This window comes from Rhizobium sp. A37_96 (genome assembly GCF_053521765.1).
Genome location: NZ_JBNWDS010000009.1, coordinates 21,320 through 39,718, shown reverse-complemented (window position 1 = coordinate 39,718; position 18,399 = coordinate 21,320). Strand labels below are relative to the sequence as shown.

17 protein-coding genes are annotated in these 18,399 nt (G+C 62.4%); 10 read left to right on the top strand and 7 right to left on the bottom strand.

Annotated features, from left to right (window positions below; translation table 11 throughout):
• Positions 1-113: 113 nt before the first annotated feature.
• Entirely contained in the window at positions 114-914 is an 801-nt protein-coding gene (locus tag ACQZ6J_RS21370; RefSeq protein WP_449085521.1) for a bestrophin-like domain, read from the top strand.
• Positions 915-1,115: 201 nt separating this feature from the next.
• On the opposite strand, the gene nadE is transcribed toward ACQZ6J_RS21370, so the two are convergent.
• Together nadE and ACQZ6J_RS21360 are read right to left on the bottom strand one after the other, a co-directional pair.
• Entirely contained in the window at positions 1,116-1,937 is an 822-nt protein-coding gene (nadE, locus tag ACQZ6J_RS21365) for an ammonia-dependent NAD(+) synthetase (protein WP_449085520.1), read from the bottom strand.
• Positions 1,938-2,075: 138 nt separating this feature from the next.
• Positions 2,076-2,909, bottom strand: a complete 834-nt coding sequence (locus ACQZ6J_RS21360) for a GntR family transcriptional regulator (protein ID WP_449085519.1) — start codon at positions 2,907-2,909, stop codon at positions 2,076-2,078.
• Positions 2,910-2,937: 28 nt separating this feature from the next.
• Here ACQZ6J_RS21360 and ACQZ6J_RS21355 point away from each other — a divergent pair, with 28 nt between their 5' ends.
• The 5 genes from ACQZ6J_RS21355 to ACQZ6J_RS21335 all read left to right on the top strand — a co-directional run bounded on the left by ACQZ6J_RS21355 (position 2,938) and on the right by ACQZ6J_RS21335 (position 7,168).
• Positions 2,938-3,075, top strand: a complete 138-nt coding sequence (locus ACQZ6J_RS21355; RefSeq protein ID WP_163993679.1) for a hypothetical protein — start codon at positions 2,938-2,940, stop codon at positions 3,073-3,075.
• Positions 3,076-3,216: 141 nt separating this feature from the next.
• Complete coding sequence (locus ACQZ6J_RS21350) at positions 3,217-4,152, top strand: ABC transporter substrate-binding protein (protein WP_449085518.1); 936 nt, start codon at positions 3,217-3,219, stop codon at positions 4,150-4,152.
• A 5-nt stretch (positions 4,153-4,157) separates the two neighbouring features.
• On the top strand, positions 4,158-5,126 hold the full coding sequence (locus ACQZ6J_RS21345; protein ID WP_449085517.1) for an amino acid ABC transporter permease: 969 nt from the start codon (positions 4,158-4,160) through the stop codon (positions 5,124-5,126).
• Complete coding sequence (locus ACQZ6J_RS21340; protein ID WP_449085516.1) at positions 5,123-5,902, top strand: amino acid ABC transporter ATP-binding protein; 780 nt, start codon at positions 5,123-5,125, stop codon at positions 5,900-5,902. Before ACQZ6J_RS21345 ends, ACQZ6J_RS21340 begins: the two co-directional genes overlap by 4 nt.
• A gap of 69 nt (positions 5,903-5,971) precedes the next feature.
• The gene (locus tag ACQZ6J_RS21335; protein ID WP_449085515.1) at positions 5,972-7,168 is read left to right on the top strand and encodes an amidohydrolase; all 1,197 of its coding nucleotides are present in this window, start codon (positions 5,972-5,974) and stop codon (positions 7,166-7,168) included.
• Between the two features lie 413 nt (positions 7,169-7,581).
• Here the strand turns inward: ACQZ6J_RS21335 and ACQZ6J_RS21330 are convergent, their stop codons facing one another.
• A complete protein-coding gene (locus ACQZ6J_RS21330) occupies positions 7,582-7,728 on the bottom strand; it encodes a DUF1127 domain-containing protein (RefSeq protein ID WP_163993672.1) in 147 nt (48 codons plus the stop codon).
• A 279-nt stretch (positions 7,729-8,007) separates the two neighbouring features.
• Between ACQZ6J_RS21330 and ACQZ6J_RS21325 the strand changes: the two genes are divergently transcribed.
• Positions 8,008-8,592 carry an IMPACT family protein gene (locus ACQZ6J_RS21325; RefSeq protein WP_449085648.1) on the top strand — a complete coding sequence of 195 codons (585 nt, stop codon included), beginning with the start codon at positions 8,008-8,010 and terminating at the stop codon, positions 8,590-8,592.
• A 173-nt stretch (positions 8,593-8,765) separates the two neighbouring features.
• Here ACQZ6J_RS21325 and cydX read toward each other — a convergent pair whose 3' ends face one another.
• From cydX to ACQZ6J_RS21310, 3 genes are read right to left on the bottom strand one after another with little or no spacing between them, the layout of a single operon-like run.
• Complete coding sequence (gene cydX, locus ACQZ6J_RS21320) at positions 8,766-8,897, bottom strand: cytochrome bd-I oxidase subunit CydX (protein ID WP_163993666.1); 132 nt, start codon at positions 8,895-8,897, stop codon at positions 8,766-8,768.
• Between the two features lie 20 nt (positions 8,898-8,917).
• On the bottom strand, positions 8,918-10,072 hold the full coding sequence (cydB, locus tag ACQZ6J_RS21315; RefSeq protein WP_449085514.1) for a cytochrome d ubiquinol oxidase subunit II: 1,155 nt from the start codon (positions 10,070-10,072) through the stop codon (positions 8,918-8,920).
• A 23-nt stretch (positions 10,073-10,095) separates the two neighbouring features.
• Positions 10,096-11,679 (bottom strand): cytochrome ubiquinol oxidase subunit I, encoded by a 1,584-nt coding sequence (locus ACQZ6J_RS21310; RefSeq protein WP_449085513.1) that lies wholly within the window; start codon positions 11,677-11,679, stop codon positions 10,096-10,098.
• Positions 11,680-11,780: 101 nt separating this feature from the next.
• On the opposite strand from ACQZ6J_RS21310, the gene ACQZ6J_RS21305 reads away from it, so the two are divergent.
• The 3 genes from ACQZ6J_RS21305 to hemN are packed head-to-tail and all read left to right on the top strand — an operon-like array spanning position 11,781 to position 16,323.
• The gene (locus ACQZ6J_RS21305) at positions 11,781-13,385 is read left to right on the top strand and encodes an ABC transporter transmembrane domain-containing protein (RefSeq protein WP_163993659.1); all 1,605 of its coding nucleotides are present in this window, start codon (positions 11,781-11,783) and stop codon (positions 13,383-13,385) included.
• Complete coding sequence (locus ACQZ6J_RS21300) at positions 13,382-14,980, top strand: ATP-binding cassette domain-containing protein (protein ID WP_163993657.1); 1,599 nt, start codon at positions 13,382-13,384, stop codon at positions 14,978-14,980. The genes ACQZ6J_RS21305 and ACQZ6J_RS21300 overlap by 4 nt, the downstream gene beginning before the upstream one ends.
• Complete coding sequence (hemN, locus tag ACQZ6J_RS21295) at positions 14,977-16,323, top strand: oxygen-independent coproporphyrinogen III oxidase (RefSeq protein ID WP_163993655.1); 1,347 nt, start codon at positions 14,977-14,979, stop codon at positions 16,321-16,323. The genes ACQZ6J_RS21300 and hemN overlap by 4 nt, the downstream gene beginning before the upstream one ends.
• Positions 16,324-16,470: 147 nt before the next feature.
• On the opposite strand, the gene ACQZ6J_RS21290 is transcribed toward hemN, so the two are convergent.
• Entirely contained in the window at positions 16,471-18,393 is a 1,923-nt protein-coding gene (locus tag ACQZ6J_RS21290) for a PAS domain S-box protein (protein ID WP_449085512.1), read from the bottom strand.
• Between the last annotated feature and the right edge of the window lie 6 nt (positions 18,394-18,399).

The following is an 18,399-nucleotide window of genomic DNA, read 5'->3' as shown; positions in this document are numbered from 1 at the left end:
AAATCGCAAGCGAGAGGGAATTTTGCGCCGGGAGATGACGACGGTTTTTGACCTCCCGTTCCACCGGAAGACATGGCATAATCGATGACGATATGGGGCGGGAGCACATTTGGATGCCGCGCGAAGCCATCTGGACGCTGGTTTTGTTTGTTCTGCTTGTGACGAGCGCCGTCGCCGGCTCGATACTGCGCGCGAGACTGCCGGCTCCGCATCGTGGCAGTGAGACGATCGACTTTCTTCGGGTTGTAACGGCATTGCTTGTGACGTTTGCCGCACTGGTGATGAGCTTGCTGTTGGCGTCGGAACTCACGGCATTCACGACGGCATCCCATGATCGCAACCACTATGCCGCAAGTCTCGCCGAAATGGACACCTGCCTGAGAAATTACGGCTCCGCGCTGGACGCGGACAGACAACTTTTGCGCAGCTACACGGCCGCGGTCATCGCCAGCACATGGCCGGAAGAGCCACCGCCCTCGGGAGTGGCGCTTCCGGACGTATCAAAATTACCCTTGACCGGAGAAGCGCCGACACTGGGGACAATTCTCAACGACGTGGGGCTTGCCATCGCCCGCCAGCAACCGGCCGATCCCTTCCATCAAGTTCTGATGACGCGTTGCAGCCAGCTTTTCAGCAATCTCATGGTCGGACGCTGGACCGTCATCGAGGATGCCCATGGCTCGCTCTCGGCGCCATTCCTGGGCGTCCTCATTTTCTGGCTGATGCTGGTCTTTCTAAGCTTCGGCCTCCAGGCGCCCCGAAACCCGCTCGCGGTCGCTATCGTTGCCGTCGCCATCATTTCGGTCGCGAGCGTCATGTTCGTGATTCTCGACCTTGATCTTCCCTACGGCGGGTTCTTCGGCATTTCGAGTACATCCATGCGGCATGCGCTCACCGATATGCTCGCGCAATAAGGCGCCGGTTGCTTGCCTGCTCTCTTCTTTCCTCCACAAGGATACGAGACTTGGGTGCGACGGGAAGGCAAGCCTCAGCGCCGGGGCCGAACGTCATGTCGCAATCGTCCATGCAGCGAAATTGAAGACCCGCGCGAAATACCGCCGCCGGATATTCACCGAAGCCGCGGAACATGGATCGTCAGAACCGCTAGAAGAGCCTTACGTGAGGGGGACCACGGGAAGCGCACGCTTGTGCGTGGTGCTGCGATATTGGGTCAGGATGCGCTCGCGCGCCGCTTCGTCGATCGGCTTGCCCTCCAGAAAGTCGTCGATCTGGTCGTAGGTCACTCCATAGGCGTCCTCGTCGGGACGCAACGGAGCGTTCGTTTCCAGATCGGCCGTGGGCACCTTGAAGATCAGACCATCCGGAGCGCCCATTACCTTGGCCACGGCTCTGACGCGGCGCTTGTTGAGCCCGGCAAGCGGCAGGATATCGGAGGCGCCGTCACCGAATTTCGTGAAGAACCCCATCAATGCCTCGGCCGCATGGTCCGTGCCGATGACGAGGCCTCGCGCGGCTCCGGCGATCGCGTATTGTGCGATCATCCGTTCGCGCGCCTTCACGTTGCCGAAATGGAAGTCCGCGCGCGCGCCCTCGAAAAGGTCGGGGGCCTCTCGTTTGACCTCGGAAAGCATGGCATCCGCGGCGGGCTTGACGTTGACCGTCACCGAGCGGTCGGGGCGGATCGTCGCCAAGGAGGCCTGTGCATCGGCCTCGTCGGCCTGAACCCCATAAGGCAGCCGAACGGCGATGAACTCGGCGGCGTACCCGCCATCACGCAATCTGCGGACGGCCGCCTGGGCCAGGAGCGCTGCCGTGAGACTGTCGATCCCGCCGCTGATGCCCAGCACGTAAGTCCGAGCGCCGCTTGCGCGCAGATAGTCCGCCAAGAAGGTCGTGCGGCGTTCCGCTTCGGACTTGGCGTCGAATTGCGCCGCGACGCCCAGTTCTTCGATGATGGCGGCTTGCTCGTCTTGCACCTTACGTCTCCTTTTGGAAAAGGGCCCGATTCCGGGCGGCTTGCCAAAACATCGCGTTCCACGCGGAATTGCAAGCTCTTACGATTCCCGGCGACATGATATTCGCCCCACTGGATTACCGCCGGCAATTTGCGGCGATCACGACACAGGCTCGTGCTGAACGGTTTCATATGTGCTCAGGGTCAGGCCGATATCCTCGACGAGAAGGGCAATGGCCTTCTTCTCGTCGCGCGCCAGGGCGGCCTCCATCAAGGCGGTGTGGTGCTCCATGTTCGAAGCCTTCTTGAGGAGTTCCGTATACTGCCGTTCGTCGAGGTGCTTGGGACCCCTTCCGGCGAGACTTGGCGAGAAAAACAGATTTCGCTGATGACGATGCAGCTGGATATAGATTTGCGCGACGAAGCGCTTCAGCCAGATCGATGGGCTTCCGTTCAAAAGCGCCTGGTGAAACGCATCGTGCCGTTCCTCCCATCGCGCAAGCTCCTTTTCCGGTATGTTCGCATATAGCGGCTCTGCTTGGGCAAAACCATAATGCGCGGCGACCAGTTGCTGCTCCCACGTATCGTCGCCGAGCCGGATGGCCTCCCGCAGCAGCTCGGTCTCCACCGTCGCGCGCGCCTTCTGCAGGTCGAGCAGTTCCTCATGCGAGACGCTGGCAACGCGATAGCCGCGATTGTGTGAAAAGGTCACGAGCCGTTCGGCCTCGAGCCGCGACAAGGCCTCACGCAGCGGCGTCATCCCCAGACCGTAGCGCTCGCTGAGCGAGGAAATGGTCAATGGGGTTTCCGGGGCAAGGTGTGCGTCGAGAATGTCGCGCCGGAGCCGCACGAACGCCTCTTCCATCTTGGACATTACCATAGCGCCTTTGCTGTTCGACTCGCTCACCACATCCATATCATACTCCACATTATATATGATCTCGTCAAACATACATAATTGTTGCGCCGGATTTAAGATGCTGCTACGGATCATATAGGATTTCGATGATTATCGATAATCCATGGTTGAGCGTGAAGACGACGCCAACCTGCAGGAGGAAAAGGGAGGATTGCCGTTCGCTGCCGGAGGGCGCCGCAAGGGAGATGCGGTTCGCGAACGTCTTGACATAGCGGAATGCCAGATGTGCGAGCGCATGTAACGGCCGATGGCAGCGCCCTTCCCAGCGGCTCTGCCGTTGCCGGGTGACAGCATGGCGCCAGCACCAGACTACCAACAACCGAACAAGCACGGCTTCGGTCGCACCTCGCTGACCGGACAACACTTCAAATGGAGGAAGAAGATGGTATCGCGACACCCCTGGAAGCATCGTATCTATATGGCAATCGGCACAGTGGTCGCGGGCCTGACCCTGTTCGGCGGCGGCGCTTACCAGGTCGCGGCCAGCCCGTCGGCAGCCTCGGGAGATACCGTGAAGGCCGGTTTCAACGACGCCGCGCCACTGGCCAAGCTTGTGCCTGACCAGTATCGGAAGAAGGGCGTGCTCACCGTTGCGACCCAGCCCGATTTCGAGCCGGCAAACTTCACACCCATCGGCGAGACCGGCATAAAGGGCTACAACATCGACCTCATGGAGGCGATGGCAGCCAAGCTCGGCCTGCCGGTCCAGTGGGAGAAGGTACCCTTCGACCAGATCCTCATCGGCATGCAAAGCAATAAGTTCGACGCCGCCATCGCAGGCATGACGGATCGCAAGGCTCGCCAGGCTCAGGTGGACTTCATCGACTACCAGCTGGCCGGCTCGGTGTTCATGGTCGCCAAGGGCAATCCCAAAGGCATAACCGGCGCGGTGGACGGGGGCTGCGGCATCACCGTCGGCGACGTCAAGGGCAGCGACGCGCAGCGATTGGTCGACCAGATGGTCACGGCCTGCTCGGCAAAGGGCAAGGAACCGACGAAGCTGGTGCTCTACCCGACGGGCGGCGACAAGATACTCGCCCTCACCTCCGGCCGGACCGACGCGATGATATGGCCGGACCTGGCAATATCCGTCCTCAGGCGCCAGGCCGGTGACGTGCTCGATTCCATGCCGATCGATTTTGAGCCAAAGGTCTATCTGGGGATGACCTTCAGCAAGGAAGATAGCGGGCTGCGCGATGCTTTCCTCGCGGCGCTGAAGGCTATCCACGACGACGGCACATACGACAAGATCCTGGCCGACTGGGATGTCAAGGTCATCAAGCTCGACGACTACGGCATTAACCTCGCGAAGGATTGATACCCATGACGGACCACCACGGCGATGGGCTCGATCCCCGCCGAGCCCCATTGGCCGCCGCCCATTACGTGCGGCGGCCAGGCGAGGAGCCTGTGACGCAGAACGCGCCAATTCGCGCCAAGCAGCGGATGAAATACGGCCAGATCGTCACCGCTCTCGTCTTTGTCGCGTTGCTGTCGCTGCTCGTCGCCTCGCAGGCGAAGAACCCTAAGATAGAATGGAGCGTCACCGCACAGTACGTTTTCCACCCGGTCGTCCTCGGCGGGGTGGGCGTGACGATCCAGCTCTCCGTGATCGCGATGCTCATTTCCATCGCACTCGCATTCGTCGTCGCCTTGATGATCCAGAGCCAGAACAAAGTCGCAAGCCTTCTCGGGCGCGTATACGTGTGGTTCTTCCGCGGCGTCCCGATGCTGGTGCAGGTGCTGCTCTGGTACAATCTCGCCATACTGTTCCCGACGATCCTCGGATACGACACGAACGCGCTGATCTCCGGTTTCACGGCCGGCCTTATCGGCCTGTCGCTGGCCGAATCCGGCTACATGGCGGAGATCATCCGCAGCGGCTTCCTGTCGGTGCCGGCGGGCCAGACCGACGCGGCGATGAGCATGGGGCTGACGCGCGGCCAGGCATTGCGGCGCATCGTGCTGCCGCAAAGCATCAGGGTCATCATCCCTCCCACGGGCAATCAGTTCATCGGAATGCTGAAGGCGAGCTCTCTTGTCTCGGTCATCGGCGGCAGCGATCTGCTCACCAGGGTCCAGCTCATCTACGGTCAGAACTTCAAGATCCTGCCGCTCTTGATCGTCGCGGTCCTTTGGTACCTGGTGCTTGTCACCGTGGCCAGCGTCGGGCAGCACTTCCTGGAGAAGCGCTTCAACGCCTCCCAGACCAGGCCACAGCAGGCGCGCAAGACGGTGCCCCGCCTGCAAAGCGAGCGGGCAACCGCTGCAGCGAACGGAGGTGCGGCATGAGAAGCACTGCGACAACGGGCACGATGCTCAAGATCGAAGGCGTCAACAAGTGGCTTGGCGACAATCATGTTCTGCGGGGCGTCGACATCACCGTGCGCACCGGTGAGATCGTGTGCGTGCTCGGGCCATCGGGCTCGGGCAAGAGCACGCTGCTGCGCTGCATCAACCACCTTGATCCCGTCGACGGCGGCATTATCGAGGTGGCGGGCAAGCGCATTGGATACGAGCTTCGCGACGGCGTTCTCTACGAGCAGGACGAACGGGCGGTCGCAAAGGCGCGCCAGCACATCGGAATGGTGTTCCAGCATTTCAACCTGTTCGGCCACATGACCGCGCTGGAGAATGTCATCTACGGTCCGGTGAAAATCCTGAAACGGCCGCGCAAGGAAAGCATCGACAAGGCGCGGGATCTGCTTGCCCTTGTCGGCATGTCGGAGCGCGCCGGCGCGCATCCCGGCCAGCTCTCCGGCGGCCAGCAGCAGCGCGTCGCCATCGCCCGCGCACTGGCGATGGAGCCGCGGCTGATGATGTTCGACGAGCCGACCAGCGCCCTGGATCCCGAGCTTGTCGGCGAGGTGCTTACCACGATGCGCAAGGTGGCGGACGAGGGCATGACGATGCTCGTCGTTACGCACGAGATCGGCTTTGCCCGCGAGGTCGCCGACCGCGTCGTGTTCATGGACCAGGGGCGCGTTCTCGAGGACGGACCGGCCCGCGACGTGCTCGACAATCCCGTACACGAGCGCACCGCGACATTCCTGCGCCGCGTCCGCTAGGCCTGCCAGCAGGCCCATCTTCATTTCAAACACTGCTCGTCTCAACGACGACAGAGAGGGAGTCTTTTCATGTCTGATCGCCACTACACATTGACCAACGTGCGGCCTTGGGGTGCCGACCCGATGGATATCGTCATCGAGGGCGAGCGCATTGCGGACATTCGCCCCGCAACTGCGTCGCCCGGCGCAGGCGACGTCGACGGCGGCGGTCTGCTGGCTGTGCCCGGTTTCATCAACACCCACTCCCACGTCGACAAGAGCTGGTGGGGCAAGCCCTGGGTTTCCTATACCTATTCCGACCATCCGACAGTGGAAGGCTGGATCGCCAACGAGCGTGCGCAGCGCGGCAAATATGACATACCGAATGCGGCATCGACAGCTTCGGTCCTGCGCGAGTTCCTTCGGCATGGAACGACGGCAACACGCACGCATATCGACGTGGATCTCGAGGTCGGGCTGAGAGGCCTGGAATGCCTGCAAGCCGCGCTGAAAGAGGTCGGCGACGCCATCCAGGTGAAGACGGTCGCATTTCCGCAAGACGGCGTGTTGCGCCGGCCCGGCGTGCTGAAGCTCCTCGACGAGGCCGCGCAGGCGGGCGCGGACTATATTGGCGGCCTCGACCCGGGCACGATCGATCGCGATGTCGAGGGACAGCTGGATGGGCTCTTCGACATTGCGGTGACGCGCGGCGTCGGACTTGACCTGCACCTGCACGATTTCGGTTCGCTGGGCGTCTACGAATTCCGGCAGGTCATGCGGCGCACGATCGACGCGGGGCTCCAGGGGCGCGTGAACATCTCGCACGGCTTCGTTCTCGGCACGCTGCCGCAGAGCGTCCAGGAAGAAATCGTGGAAGGGCTCGCGGAGGCAGGCGTCTCATGGACAACCGTTGCGATGGGCGGAACCGCGCCGCTTCCGTGGCAGCGGATGCGGCAGCGCTCGGTGCCGTTGGGACTCGGCACCGACGGGATCCGCGACCTCTGGTCGCCATTCGGCGACGGCGATCTGCTGCGCATCGCATACCAGTTCGCGAGGCTGCACGGGCTGCGGCACGACGAAAAGCTGACCAACGCGGTCGAGCTCGCGACGCGCGGCGGCGCGCACTTCGTCGGGCGCAACGTGCATGACCTGGTGGTGGGTGCGCGCGCCGATATCGTGCTTCTGGACGCCGAGAACGTTCCCGATGTGCTCGTGCGCTGCCCGCAGCGGCGGCTGGTGATTTCCGGCGGCCACGTCGTCGCGCGCAATGGGGAAGTGCTGGTCTAAATAGAAACTGAAACGGCGGGCAAGCTGAACGGACGGAGGCGGGCGCTGGAACGGCTCTGCTGTTTCAGCCGGCCCGCATTCGGTCGAGTACCATGGCGATCGGCGCACGGATATCGCTCACCGACTGCAGCGATGGCGAAAGAGGCTGGCCAAAGGCAATGGAATTTCAAAAGCCCACGGTCGAATGCGGGGCGAGCATTCTCGCCACTGTGATCTCGGAATGGGCAACTATATCGGTGGAGTGGGGGTGGTATGCCGGACTGGCGCCTCGGTTGAGGCACCCTATCCGGGATTGCGCAAGAGCGGCTATCACTGCGGCCTTTCGTCGATATGAGTTATCGCGACGATAGCTTCATGTCCGTCAAGCGCTGCATGCCTAGGCGTATCTCAAAAGACGTACGCCTCGGGAAAATTCAGTTGCCGCGGCTTCCGTTAACGGCATACGGGATATGGGCGCGGGAAATGCCGAGATCACGAAGAACATGATCGTCCAGGGCAGAAAGCTCACGTATTGCTCTGCGCTTTTCAGTAAAGCGTTTAATCGTCTCAAGAACTCGCATTGTATTATCTCCTTTGTTGATGCCTGTTACATATGCATTTACCCGCCTAAATAAAATGCATATGCCTGCACGTTAGCCATGCTGCTTTTGCAAAGCTCACGCCCGGCGATGACGACCGGATGGTTCAGCCGGCATCCTGCATCGGCACTTCCCGCAAATCGGATGGCATTTGTGGCTTGACGCATGGCCCACCGACCTCGCATTGCTGCCGAAGGATTTCCCTTGAGCGCTTCGACAGGAAATATCGTGAGCGCAGCAATGACATTTGCCGAGATTGCCATGTTCGCACTCGTTTCGATCACGACCGCCAGCCAGGACATCAAGCGAAGCCGTTTTCTTGCAACGGCCGGCCCGGTCGCGGACATCGAGGCCGCGAAGGAATTTGTGGCGCGGCACTCGGTCGCCGAAGCCAATCACAATTGCTGGGCCTGGCGGGTTGGCCAGAACTACCGGTTCAGCGACGATGGCGAGCCGAGCGGCACTGCCGGCAAACCGATCCTCCAGGCCATCGACGGCGCCGAGCTGGACATGGTTGCGGTGGTGGTGACGCGCTGGTTCGGCGGCACGCTGCTGGGAAGCGGCGGCTTGATCCGGGCCTATGGCGGCACCGCCGCAATTTGCCTTCAATCCGTGGAGAAACGAGAGGTCTTCCCGACCATAGCGGCGACCGTAGACGTGCAGTTTTCCGACCTTGCAAGGTTGAAAGCACGGCTTCTGGCACAGGAGGGCGTCCAGATTCACGCCGAGCGTTTCACGGGCTCCGGCGCCGTTCTCGACGTCACGATCATCGCATCGATTGCCGACGATGTCGTTGGTACCGTCCTGGATCTGACAAGCGGTCGGGCAACTGTAACGCTGGAATAGAGGTCGCCCGGCGACCTTTTGTCCACTCTCGCAAAGCCGACCCGGCCGCCGAAAGACCGCGGATTGTCGATTGCAATCGTGCGGAGGGTTCCTGCCTGCCCAGGCTCGATATGGCTGCATGGCCGAGGCGTGCGAAGCCCCGGCCATGCTCTTCAGTGAAGCCATACGCAGTATCACGGCGTCGGCAATGATACGCTTTCGTCTGTGGGTTCCTCGCGCAGCATGCGCAGCTCATACCAAAGCGCGTTGAGGATTCCGACGGATGCCGCCAGACCGAGCCCGAGGACCCAGGCAAAATACCACATGAAGTCTCTCCTTTCCTTGTTCAGTAAGCCGAATGCCCGGCCTTCTCGATGCTCTTCTCGCTCACCTTGCCCCACAGAACCCGGTAGACCCAGGCGGTGTAGAGAAGGATGATCGGCATGAAGAAGACGGTTGCCAGAAGCATGTTGCGCAATGTCGCGCGGCTGGACGATGCGTCGAACACGGTCAGCGAATGCGAGGGATTGGTGATCGACGGCAGGATGACCGGAAACATGGCAAGTCCGACCGTCGCGATAATCATGGCGACCGAAAGCTTCGATGCGATGAAGGTCAGGCCCTCCCGGCGCGTGCGGAAACCCAATGCCACGAAGAAGGGGCCGATGATACCGAGGACGGGGACCAGCCAGAGAACGGGATGAGCCTCGAAATTGGCAAGCCATGCGCCGCCATCCTTGGTGACGCTCTTCAACAACGGATTGGAGGGACCATCCCACTTGACGGCCGAGGTGACGCGGTAGCCGCCGAGCAGCCCGAGCCAGACCAGCGCACCGCCGCCGACAAACAGCAGGCCGGTGAGGATGGCCGCCTTTGATCCGATCGCCTTGGCGCGCTCCGAGACGATGCCTTCGGCCTTGAAGGCGAGCCAGGCGGCACCATGCATGACGAGCATCGACAGGGAGACCAGGCCGCAGTAGAGCGCCAATGGGTTGAGCAAGCCGAGGAGCGTGCCTTCGTAGATCGGGCGCAGATCCGAGGTCAGATGGAAGGGCACACCCTGAAGCGCGTTGCCGACGGCCACGCCGAAGATCAGCGACGGAACCGCGCCGCCTATGAAAAGCGCCCCGTCCCAGCGCGCGCGCCAGGCTTTCTCCGGCCTCTTCGAGCGATACTTGAAGGCGACGGGCCGCAGGATGAGCGCCAGCAGCACCAGGAACATGGCAAGGTAGAAGCCCGAGAAGCTCAGCGCATAGAGCGCGGGCCATGCCGCGAAAATGGCGCCGCCGCCCAGGATGAACCAGACCTGGTTGCCCTCCCAGACCGGTCCCACCGTGTTGATGGCGACACGGCGCTCGAGGTCCGTCTTCGCGACGAAGGGCAACAGGGTTCCGACGCCCATGTCGAAGCCGTCCATGACGGCAAATCCGATGAGCAGCACGCCGAGCAGGATCCACCAGGTGATGCGCAGCGTTTCATAGCTGAATAGAAATTCGATCATTGAATTGGTCCTTCAATTACTGGCTATTCGCCTGGCTGCAATGCCGGCGCCGCCTCGCTGCCCGAGACAGGCGGGCGACCGGTGATCATGTCGGCGATTTCCGGTCCTTTGCGGATCGCGGCGAGCATCAGCCGCACCTCGATGACGGCAAGCACGCCATAGACCAGCGTGAAGCCTGCAATGCTGAGGATGAGATTGTAGACGCCGAGTTCCGAAGTCGCGAGGAAGGTGGGCAACACCCCGTCGATGATCCAGGGCTGGCGACCGAATTCGGCAACGAACCATCCAAGCTCGATGGCAATCCACGGCAGCGGCAACGCAAGCACCGCCAGGCTGAACAGCCAGCGCGGAGCGCCCCTTTCCCGCATCGTGTACCAGAGAGAGGTGGCGAAGAGGACGAGCAGCGCAAAGCCGCAGGCCACCATGATGCGGAACGAGAAGAACAGCCACGGGACCTGCGGCACCGCCGACCATGCGGCGTCCTTGATCTGCTGATCGCTGGCCGTGCGAGGATCCGCGACGAATTGCTTCAGAAGCAGGACATAGCCGAGATCCTGCGACTTTGCCTCGAATACGGAACGTGCCGTGGCATCGGCCTGGTTCACTTTCAGCGTCTCAAGCGCGTCATAGGCGCCCAGGCCGTTGCGAATGCGCTCCTCGGCCCTTGCCACCAGCTGGTCGATGCCGGGAATTTCCTTGTCGATCGAACGTGTGCCGATCAGGCCCATGACCCAGGGTATATGGACGGCATAATGCGTCTTGCGGTCTGCAAGGCTGGGTATGCCGAAGGCCGTGAAGGATGCCGGCGCGGGTTCCGTTTCCCACATCGCCTCGATGGCCGCGAGTTTCATCTTCTGGTTATCGGTCAGCGCGTAGCCACTTTCGTCGCCCAGCACGATGACCGACAGCGCCGAGGCGACGCCGAATGCCGCCGCGATCACGAAAGAGCGCTTCGCCAGCGCGACATGACGATTTCGCAGCAGATACCAGGCGGAGACGCCGAGGACGAACGTCGCGGCGCATACATAGCCTGCGGAAACGGTATGTACGAACTTCGCCTGGGCGACGGGATTGAACAGGACCGCCATAAAGTCGGTGACTTCCATCCGCATCGTGTCGGGATTGAAGGCCGAGCCGACCGGATTTTGCATCCAGCCGTTGGCGATCAGGATCCAAAGGGCCGAGAAGTTCGTGCCGAGCGCCATCAGCCAGGTGACGATCATATGGGCACGCGACGAAAGGCGGTCCCAGCCGAAGAAGAACAGGCCGACGAAGGTCGCCTCGAGAAAGAAGGCCATCAGGCCCTCGATCGCCAGCGGAGCGCCGAAGACGTCACCGACGTAGTGGGAATAATAGGCCCAGTTCATGCCGAACTGGAACTCCATCGTAATGCCCGTGGCGACACCGAGCGCGAAATTGATGCCGAAGAGCACGCCCCAGAACTTGGTCATGTCGCGCCAGATGGTTCGCCGCGTCATGACATAGACCGTTTCCATCATGGCGATCATAATGGAGAGGCCGAGTGTCAGGGGTACGAAAAGGAAATGATAAAGTGCCGTCAAGGCAAATTGAAGCCGGGATAAGTCGACAAGGAGGGGGTCGAACATGGAAACATCCTTTCTTGATCGACCTCTGTTAACGCCGCAAATCCCTTTGCGAGTTGATTTAGATCAACGGAAGCAACAAGGAACGATGCCAAAAGAGCGGCATGAGAGACGACAAGGCATCGACAGCAAATCCTGACGGCAATGACGCGGGCGCCGCGGAATGTCGCGCCCTCCCCCTCGCCCAGCGGATGGCCGCACGCGGCCTGCACCATGTGCTGGCACTACAGATAGCTCGCATGGCGTTGCGGCTCGGCTTCACGGCGACGGCCGCCGTGGCCGCCGGCAAGCTCGTGATGAACGATCCCGTCGATTCGCTTTTGATATCGCTCGCGATCATTCTGCTTGTCGGCGCGGCTGTCGCCGGCTTCCTTGCCGACAGGGCACAGGCCGCCGCGGAGGCGGATGTGGCGATCCGCCTCCGCGAGGCCGCATCCGCGCGATTGAACGCCATGCCGCCACGGCAGCTGAAGCAATTGCCCGTCGGAACCCTGGTCGTGGCCATGCAACGCCACCCGGAGGCGATCGCATCGCTGGTCATAGGCCATCGCGCAGCCTCGATGATGATGGCGGTCGGCCCGCTGGCGGCAGCCGCCGCGCTTTTCCTCGTTTCATGGCAGGCGGCAGTTCTGGTCATCTGTCTGACGCCCGTCATGATCCTGTTCTTCGCCTTGGTGGGCGACATTATCCGCAGCCGCGCAGCCGCGCAGGAACGCGCCTTTGGTCGCCTCGCCGGCCAGTTTGCCGATCGTATTCGCGCATTGCCGACCATCCTTGCCAATCACGCGCTTTCCAGCGAGGAGACCAAGCTTGCCGGCCGGCTGGAATCCTATGCGCGCGAAACGATGGGCGTTCTCGGCATTGCTTTCATAAACGCCGGCATCATCGATTTCTTCGCTTCGCTGTCGATCGCACTGCTCGCCGTATTTCTCGGTCTCGGGCATCTCAAATTGATGATGATTCCCGGCTTTTCCAATCTGGAACTCTGGCAGAGCCTTTTCATCCTCATGATCGCGCCGGACTATTTTGCCCCCTTCCGCCGCTTTTCGGAGCAGTACCACGCCAAAGCCGAGGGCCTTGCCGCAGCGGCGGCCCTCGGCCGCCTGCTCGATGTCGATGCACCGGAAAGATTGGCGATCGCAGCGCTCGACCGGCCGCTTGCGCCGTTGCCCAACCACGGCCTCGTGGCCATCGTCGGGCCCAGCGGCAGCGGCAAATCGACCTTGCTGCGCCGGCTTGCGGGCATCGAGCAGGCGGTGACATTAGGTCAGCCTGAACTTACAGATTTCATCTGGGTTTCGCCCGACTGTCTTACCCCCGAAGGGACGCTTGCCGAAGCGATCGCCTGGAGGCTTCCCGTGCTCCCTTGCGAAAAACTGCGCGAGGCCGCAAACGCGGTGGGCCTGCTGGATGACGCGCTCCTCCCCGGCGGGCTGGATGCCCGGCTCACGCGTGGCGGCGGCAATCTTTCAGGCGGCCAGAAGCTTCGCATCTCGGTGGCGCGTGCGCTTCTCGCCGGACGGACGGTAATTGCCGACGAACCGACCGCGAAGCTCGACGCCGGCACTGCCGGTCTTGTCCGCGAGGCACTTGTCGAGATGTCGCATTCGCATCTCGTCGTCGTGGCGACCCATGACAGGGAGCTTGCCGCCGCTGGCCGAATGATGATCGACCTCAGCAATGACGGAACCTTCGAGGTGGCAGCATGATGAGCAAGCCCGTTTCCGCAACCCGAAAGACCTGGCGGTTGACCGCCGTGCTTGGCTGCTGCGCGCTTTTCTGCGGCATCCTGCTTGGTGGCGTGTCTGCCTGGTTCCTGGGCGCCGTGGCGACCGCGGGCCTGACGGCCGCCGCCGCGACTTTCAATTTCCACGTTCCGGCCGCATTCATCCGGTTGTTCGCCATCGGCCGCACCGCGGCACGCTACGGCGAGCGCCTTCTGGGCCACAAGGCTGCCCTTGCCGATCAGGTGTCGCATCGTGTCGGCCTTTTCGCATCCATGGCCGCCGCACCTTCCATCCGCAAGGCGGGTTGGCAGCTCGGCGACGAGGCACGGCTTGCCGATTATCTGGACGATGTCGAGGATATCGAATACGCGCATCTGCGCGCTCGCTTGCCCTCCTTGACGATCGCCATCGGCCTTGCCGCGCTGCTGGTATGCTCCGCTATCGTCGCCCCCCTGTCCTTGCTGCCGATCCTATTCATGCTGCTGATCGGCGCCTTTGCCGCTCGCCGTCTGGCAAGAAACGGCGCCGTGGCATGGGCCGAAGCCAGAACGCATCGGCGCAACGGAGCTGAGCGAATGGGGAATGCCATGGCATCCGCCGTTTCCCTGAAAGCCGAGCGCCTCTGGGCCGAGGAAAGTGACGCCGCCATGCGCGCCCTTTCCCAAGCGGATCTCGAGACCCGCACCCTGCGCCGCCTGCAATCCGGGTTCGATGGGATTGCCGCCCTCTTCGGCCCGCTCGCCGGAGTTTGCGTGGTTGCGGCGGCATGGCTGGCCGGCGATCGTGGCGAAGCGCTGCTTTTTCCGCTCGCACTCGGATTCGCATGGCTGGCGCTGGGCGAGACCATGAACGGCGCGTCGCGAATTGTGGTTGCCAGGCTGCGCAAGGATGCCGCCGTCGCGGATGTCGGCCGCTGGACCGGGCATCGGGAAGCATCGACGCCAAGCGCTGCATCGGCCGGAACGCCCCGTGAGCTTCAGTGCCGGCATCTCAGGCGGCTTTCGCCCTCGGGTGCGCTGATCGGCAACGATCCGATCGACCTTCGCCTGCGAACAGGTGCGCCGACGGTCCTTGTCGGGACGAGCGGCACCGGCAAGACGAGCCTGCTGAAGCAGATTGCCGGCTGGATCGGCGAAGACAGGTTCGATGCAGACAACACAAGCCTCTCGGCTGAGGACCGGCGCGCACTCTCGACCCTGGTGCTGCACGATGCGGCAATTCTGGACGACACCGTGCGGGCCAATCTCTTCGATCCCGACGGCAACGACACGGCGATGTGGCATGCGCTCGAGGCCGTCGAACTCAGCGAACGGATACGGGCCGCCGGCGGCCTCGATGCGTGGATCAGGCAGGACATGCTCTCGCTCGGCGAGGCGCAGAGGCTCAACCTGGCCCGCGCGTTCCTGGCGCATACGCCGATCGTGCTGCTCGACGAGCCGACCGAACATCTCGATGCCGCACAGGGCCAGCGAATCCTGACCCGTCTTGCCGATCACCTCGCAGACCGCATCGTCGTCATGTCCACCCATCGCCCCCTTCGGGTCCGCAACAGCACGATCCTGGAACTTTCCGCATGACATCTGTCCCCAGTCACCGCCTCATCGACACCAATGTCCCGCGCTACACCAGCTATCCGACGGCGCCGCATTTCCATGATGGCGTGACGCCCGAAACGGTATCCGGCTGGATCGATGCGATCCAGCCGGACGAGGCCATCTCGCTCTATCTGCACATCCCCTACTGCGACCGGCTATGCTGGTTCTGCGCATGCCACACCAAGCAGACTTTTCGCTACGCGCCTGTCGCCGATTATCTCGCGATGCTTTACCGCGAGATCGCGATGGTCGGCCGCCGCCTGGCGGGACGCGGCATCGTGCGCGCGATCCATCTCGGCGGCGGTTCTCCAACCATGCTCAGGCCCGGGGACATGAAAAGCCTGTTCGGACGGCTGCGCAAGAGCTTCGCGATTGCCGCCGACGCGAGCGTGAGCGTCGAAATCGACCCCAACGACATGGACGAGGCGCGGCTGGATGCCTTGGCCGAAATCGGAACCACGCGCGCAAGCCTCGGCATCCAGGATTTCGATCGACGCGTTCAGAAGGCCATCAACCGCGAGCAGAGCTTCGAGACGACGCGCGGGATCATAGAGGGCTTGAGAACGCGAGGTGTCGGCTCCGTCAATGTGGACCTTCTGTATGGCCTTCCCTTCCAAACGCTAGCGACCCTGGGCAAAACCATCGAGCTGTCGCTGTCGTTGCGGCCGGACCGCGTGGCGATCTTCGGCTATGCGCATGTTCCGTGGTTCAAGAAGCACCAGACCATGATCGATGAAGCCACGCTGCCCGGCCCCGACGCGAGGCTCGCGCAGGCGCAAGGCGCGGCCACGCTTATCTGCGAAGCCGGGTATCTGCCGATCGGCATCGATCATTTCGCCCTGCCCGCCGATAGTCTTGCGGCAGCGGCGCGCGAGGGTCGGCTAACGAGGAATTTTCAGGGCTATACCGACGACCCCTGCGAAACCCTGATCGGCCTCGGGCCGTCGTCGATCAGCCGCTTCCGCCAGGGCCACGCCCAGAATACGCCGTCGACCGGTGCCTACGGGCGAATGATCGAAGCCGACAGCCTTGCCGTTATCCGTGGCCTTTCGCTGTCCGACGAGGACCGCATACGCGGCTGGGTGATCGAACGCCTGATGTGCGATTTCGGCTTTTCCGCTGCCGCATTGCGGAGCCGGTTCGGCACTGAGGCGGAGATGATCCTGCAGGAAGCGGCTCTGCTGGCACAAACATCCCCGCACTTCGTCGTGGACGGGGATCGTTTTGCCATCGGGGCCGACAGCCATCTGTTCGCAAGGTCGATCGCGGCGCACTTCGACAGCTATCTGAGCTCACGCAAGGCGCGGCACTCGGCCGCCATATAGCACCTTCGAAAGCCGGCAGCTGTCTGCGCCATGCAGCCGATGAGGGCTGTCGGCCTTCGCGCCGGCGGATGCCTCCGGAGCCGGAAACCGCTTCATCCCTCCGTTCACCAAAGGCGCGAAGTCGCGGGTGATGCGGCAGCAAATGCGTCAGTCGAGAAGTTCGCGCAGGCGCTCCGCCAGTTCGCGCGCCGTATAGGGCTTCTTCAACCAGCTTCCCGAATGCGCAAGTTCCCGGCCCGCGATCGTGGGTTCGGCATAGCCGGATGTGAAGAGGATCTTGACCTCCGGCCTTAGCGCCCGGACGGTGTTGGCAAGCTCGTCGCCGGTCATGCCGCCGGGCATGACAATGTCGGTAAACAGCAGCGCGACATCGGGATTTTCATCCAGCCGGTCAAGCGCGTCCTTGCCGTTGGCCGCCTCGACGACCTGGTATCCGGCATCGACCAGCCGCGAAACGGCGACACGCCGCACGCGCGGATCGTCCTCGACCACGAGAATCTTTTCCGAACCGCCGGGAATGCCGGGCTGGGCGCGTTCCTCCGGCTGCCGGTCGCCAGCCTCGGCATCCTCTCTCTGCACCGCAGGCAGGAAGATGCGCACGCTCGTTCCCTGTCCTATCTCGCTGTAAAGCTGGACGTGACCGCCCGACTGCTTGGCAAAGCCATAGACCATCGACAGGCCAAGCCCCGTACCGGAACCGACGCTCTTGGTCGTGAAGAAGGGCTCGAAAGCGCGCTGCTTGATGTCTGCCGACATGCCCTGGCCCGTGTCCGTCACCGCGATCAGCACGAAGTCGCCGGTGCGGACCTGCGGATACATCTGCGCATAGTCGACGTCGAGCTGGACGCGCGAAATCTCGATCGAAAGCCTCCCGCCGCGCGGCATGGCGTCGCGCGCATTGAGAACGAGATTGAGGAGCGCATTCTGCAATTGCGACGCATCGACCAGCGCCCTGTTCGCCGCTCCGGAAACGATGGTGCGGAACTCGATCGCCTCGCCGAGCGTACGCCGGAGGAGATCGGAAAAGCCCGAGACGAGCTGACCGATATCGGCGAGTTTCGGATTGAGCGGCTGGCGTCGGCCGAAGGCGAGCAATTGTCCGGTCAGCTTGGCGCCGTCTTCCGCCGCATCCTGCGCCTCGCGCAGCAACGGCCGGAGCCTTTCATCCTGCAGCTTGCCCTCGATCATTTCGAGATTGCCGCTGATCACCGTCAGCAGATTGTTGAAATCATGCGCCAACCCGCCGGTGAGCTGCCCGATCGCTTCCATCTTCTGCGCCTGACGCAGCTCTTCCTCGATCTTGTGCCGGCTGGTCAGATCCCGGATGAACCCGGTAAAGATGCGCTTGCCCTTTGTCACCGCCTCGCCGACGGAAAGCTCCATGGGGAATACCGACCCGTCCTTGCGCCGTCCGGTCACGACACGGCCGTAACCGATGATGCGCCGCTCGCCTGTCGTCAGATAACGCGAGATATAGCCGTCATGCGCATCGCGATCCGGCTGCGGCATGAGCATCTTCACGTTCTTTCCGCAAACTTCCGCTGCCGTATAACCGAACAGCTTTTCCGCTGCGGCGCTGAAAGAGGAGATCGTGCCCACCTCGTCGATGACGATCATCGACTCGGGCACGGTGTCGAGAATCGAGCGCAGATGCGCCTCCCGCTCGGCAAGATCGTCTTGAGCTCTCTTCATATCGCTCACATCGTTGTTCGTCTGTATGATCAACGTCGTGCCGCCAGCAGCCGGGCTGACGAGAGCCCAGCGCGTGGCGACGAAAAGCGTGCGTCCATCCTTGGTGCGGTGCACCACCTCGCCTTCCCACGCTCCTTCCCGCCGGACCGCCTCCCGAATATCCTTGAGCGGCGTCGGAAATTGCGTCGACAAAAGGTCGTGGACCACCTTTCCCACAGCCTGCGTGCGCGACCAGCCATAAAGGGCCTCGCAGCCGTCGGTCCAGCGGACGATCACCCCGTCGAAGTCGTGGACGATGAGGTTGACCCCGTCGAGCAGATGCACGATGTCATCCAGCTTGCTTTCGGTTGACATATCGACGGCATTCTTGCTGCTCATGAGGTC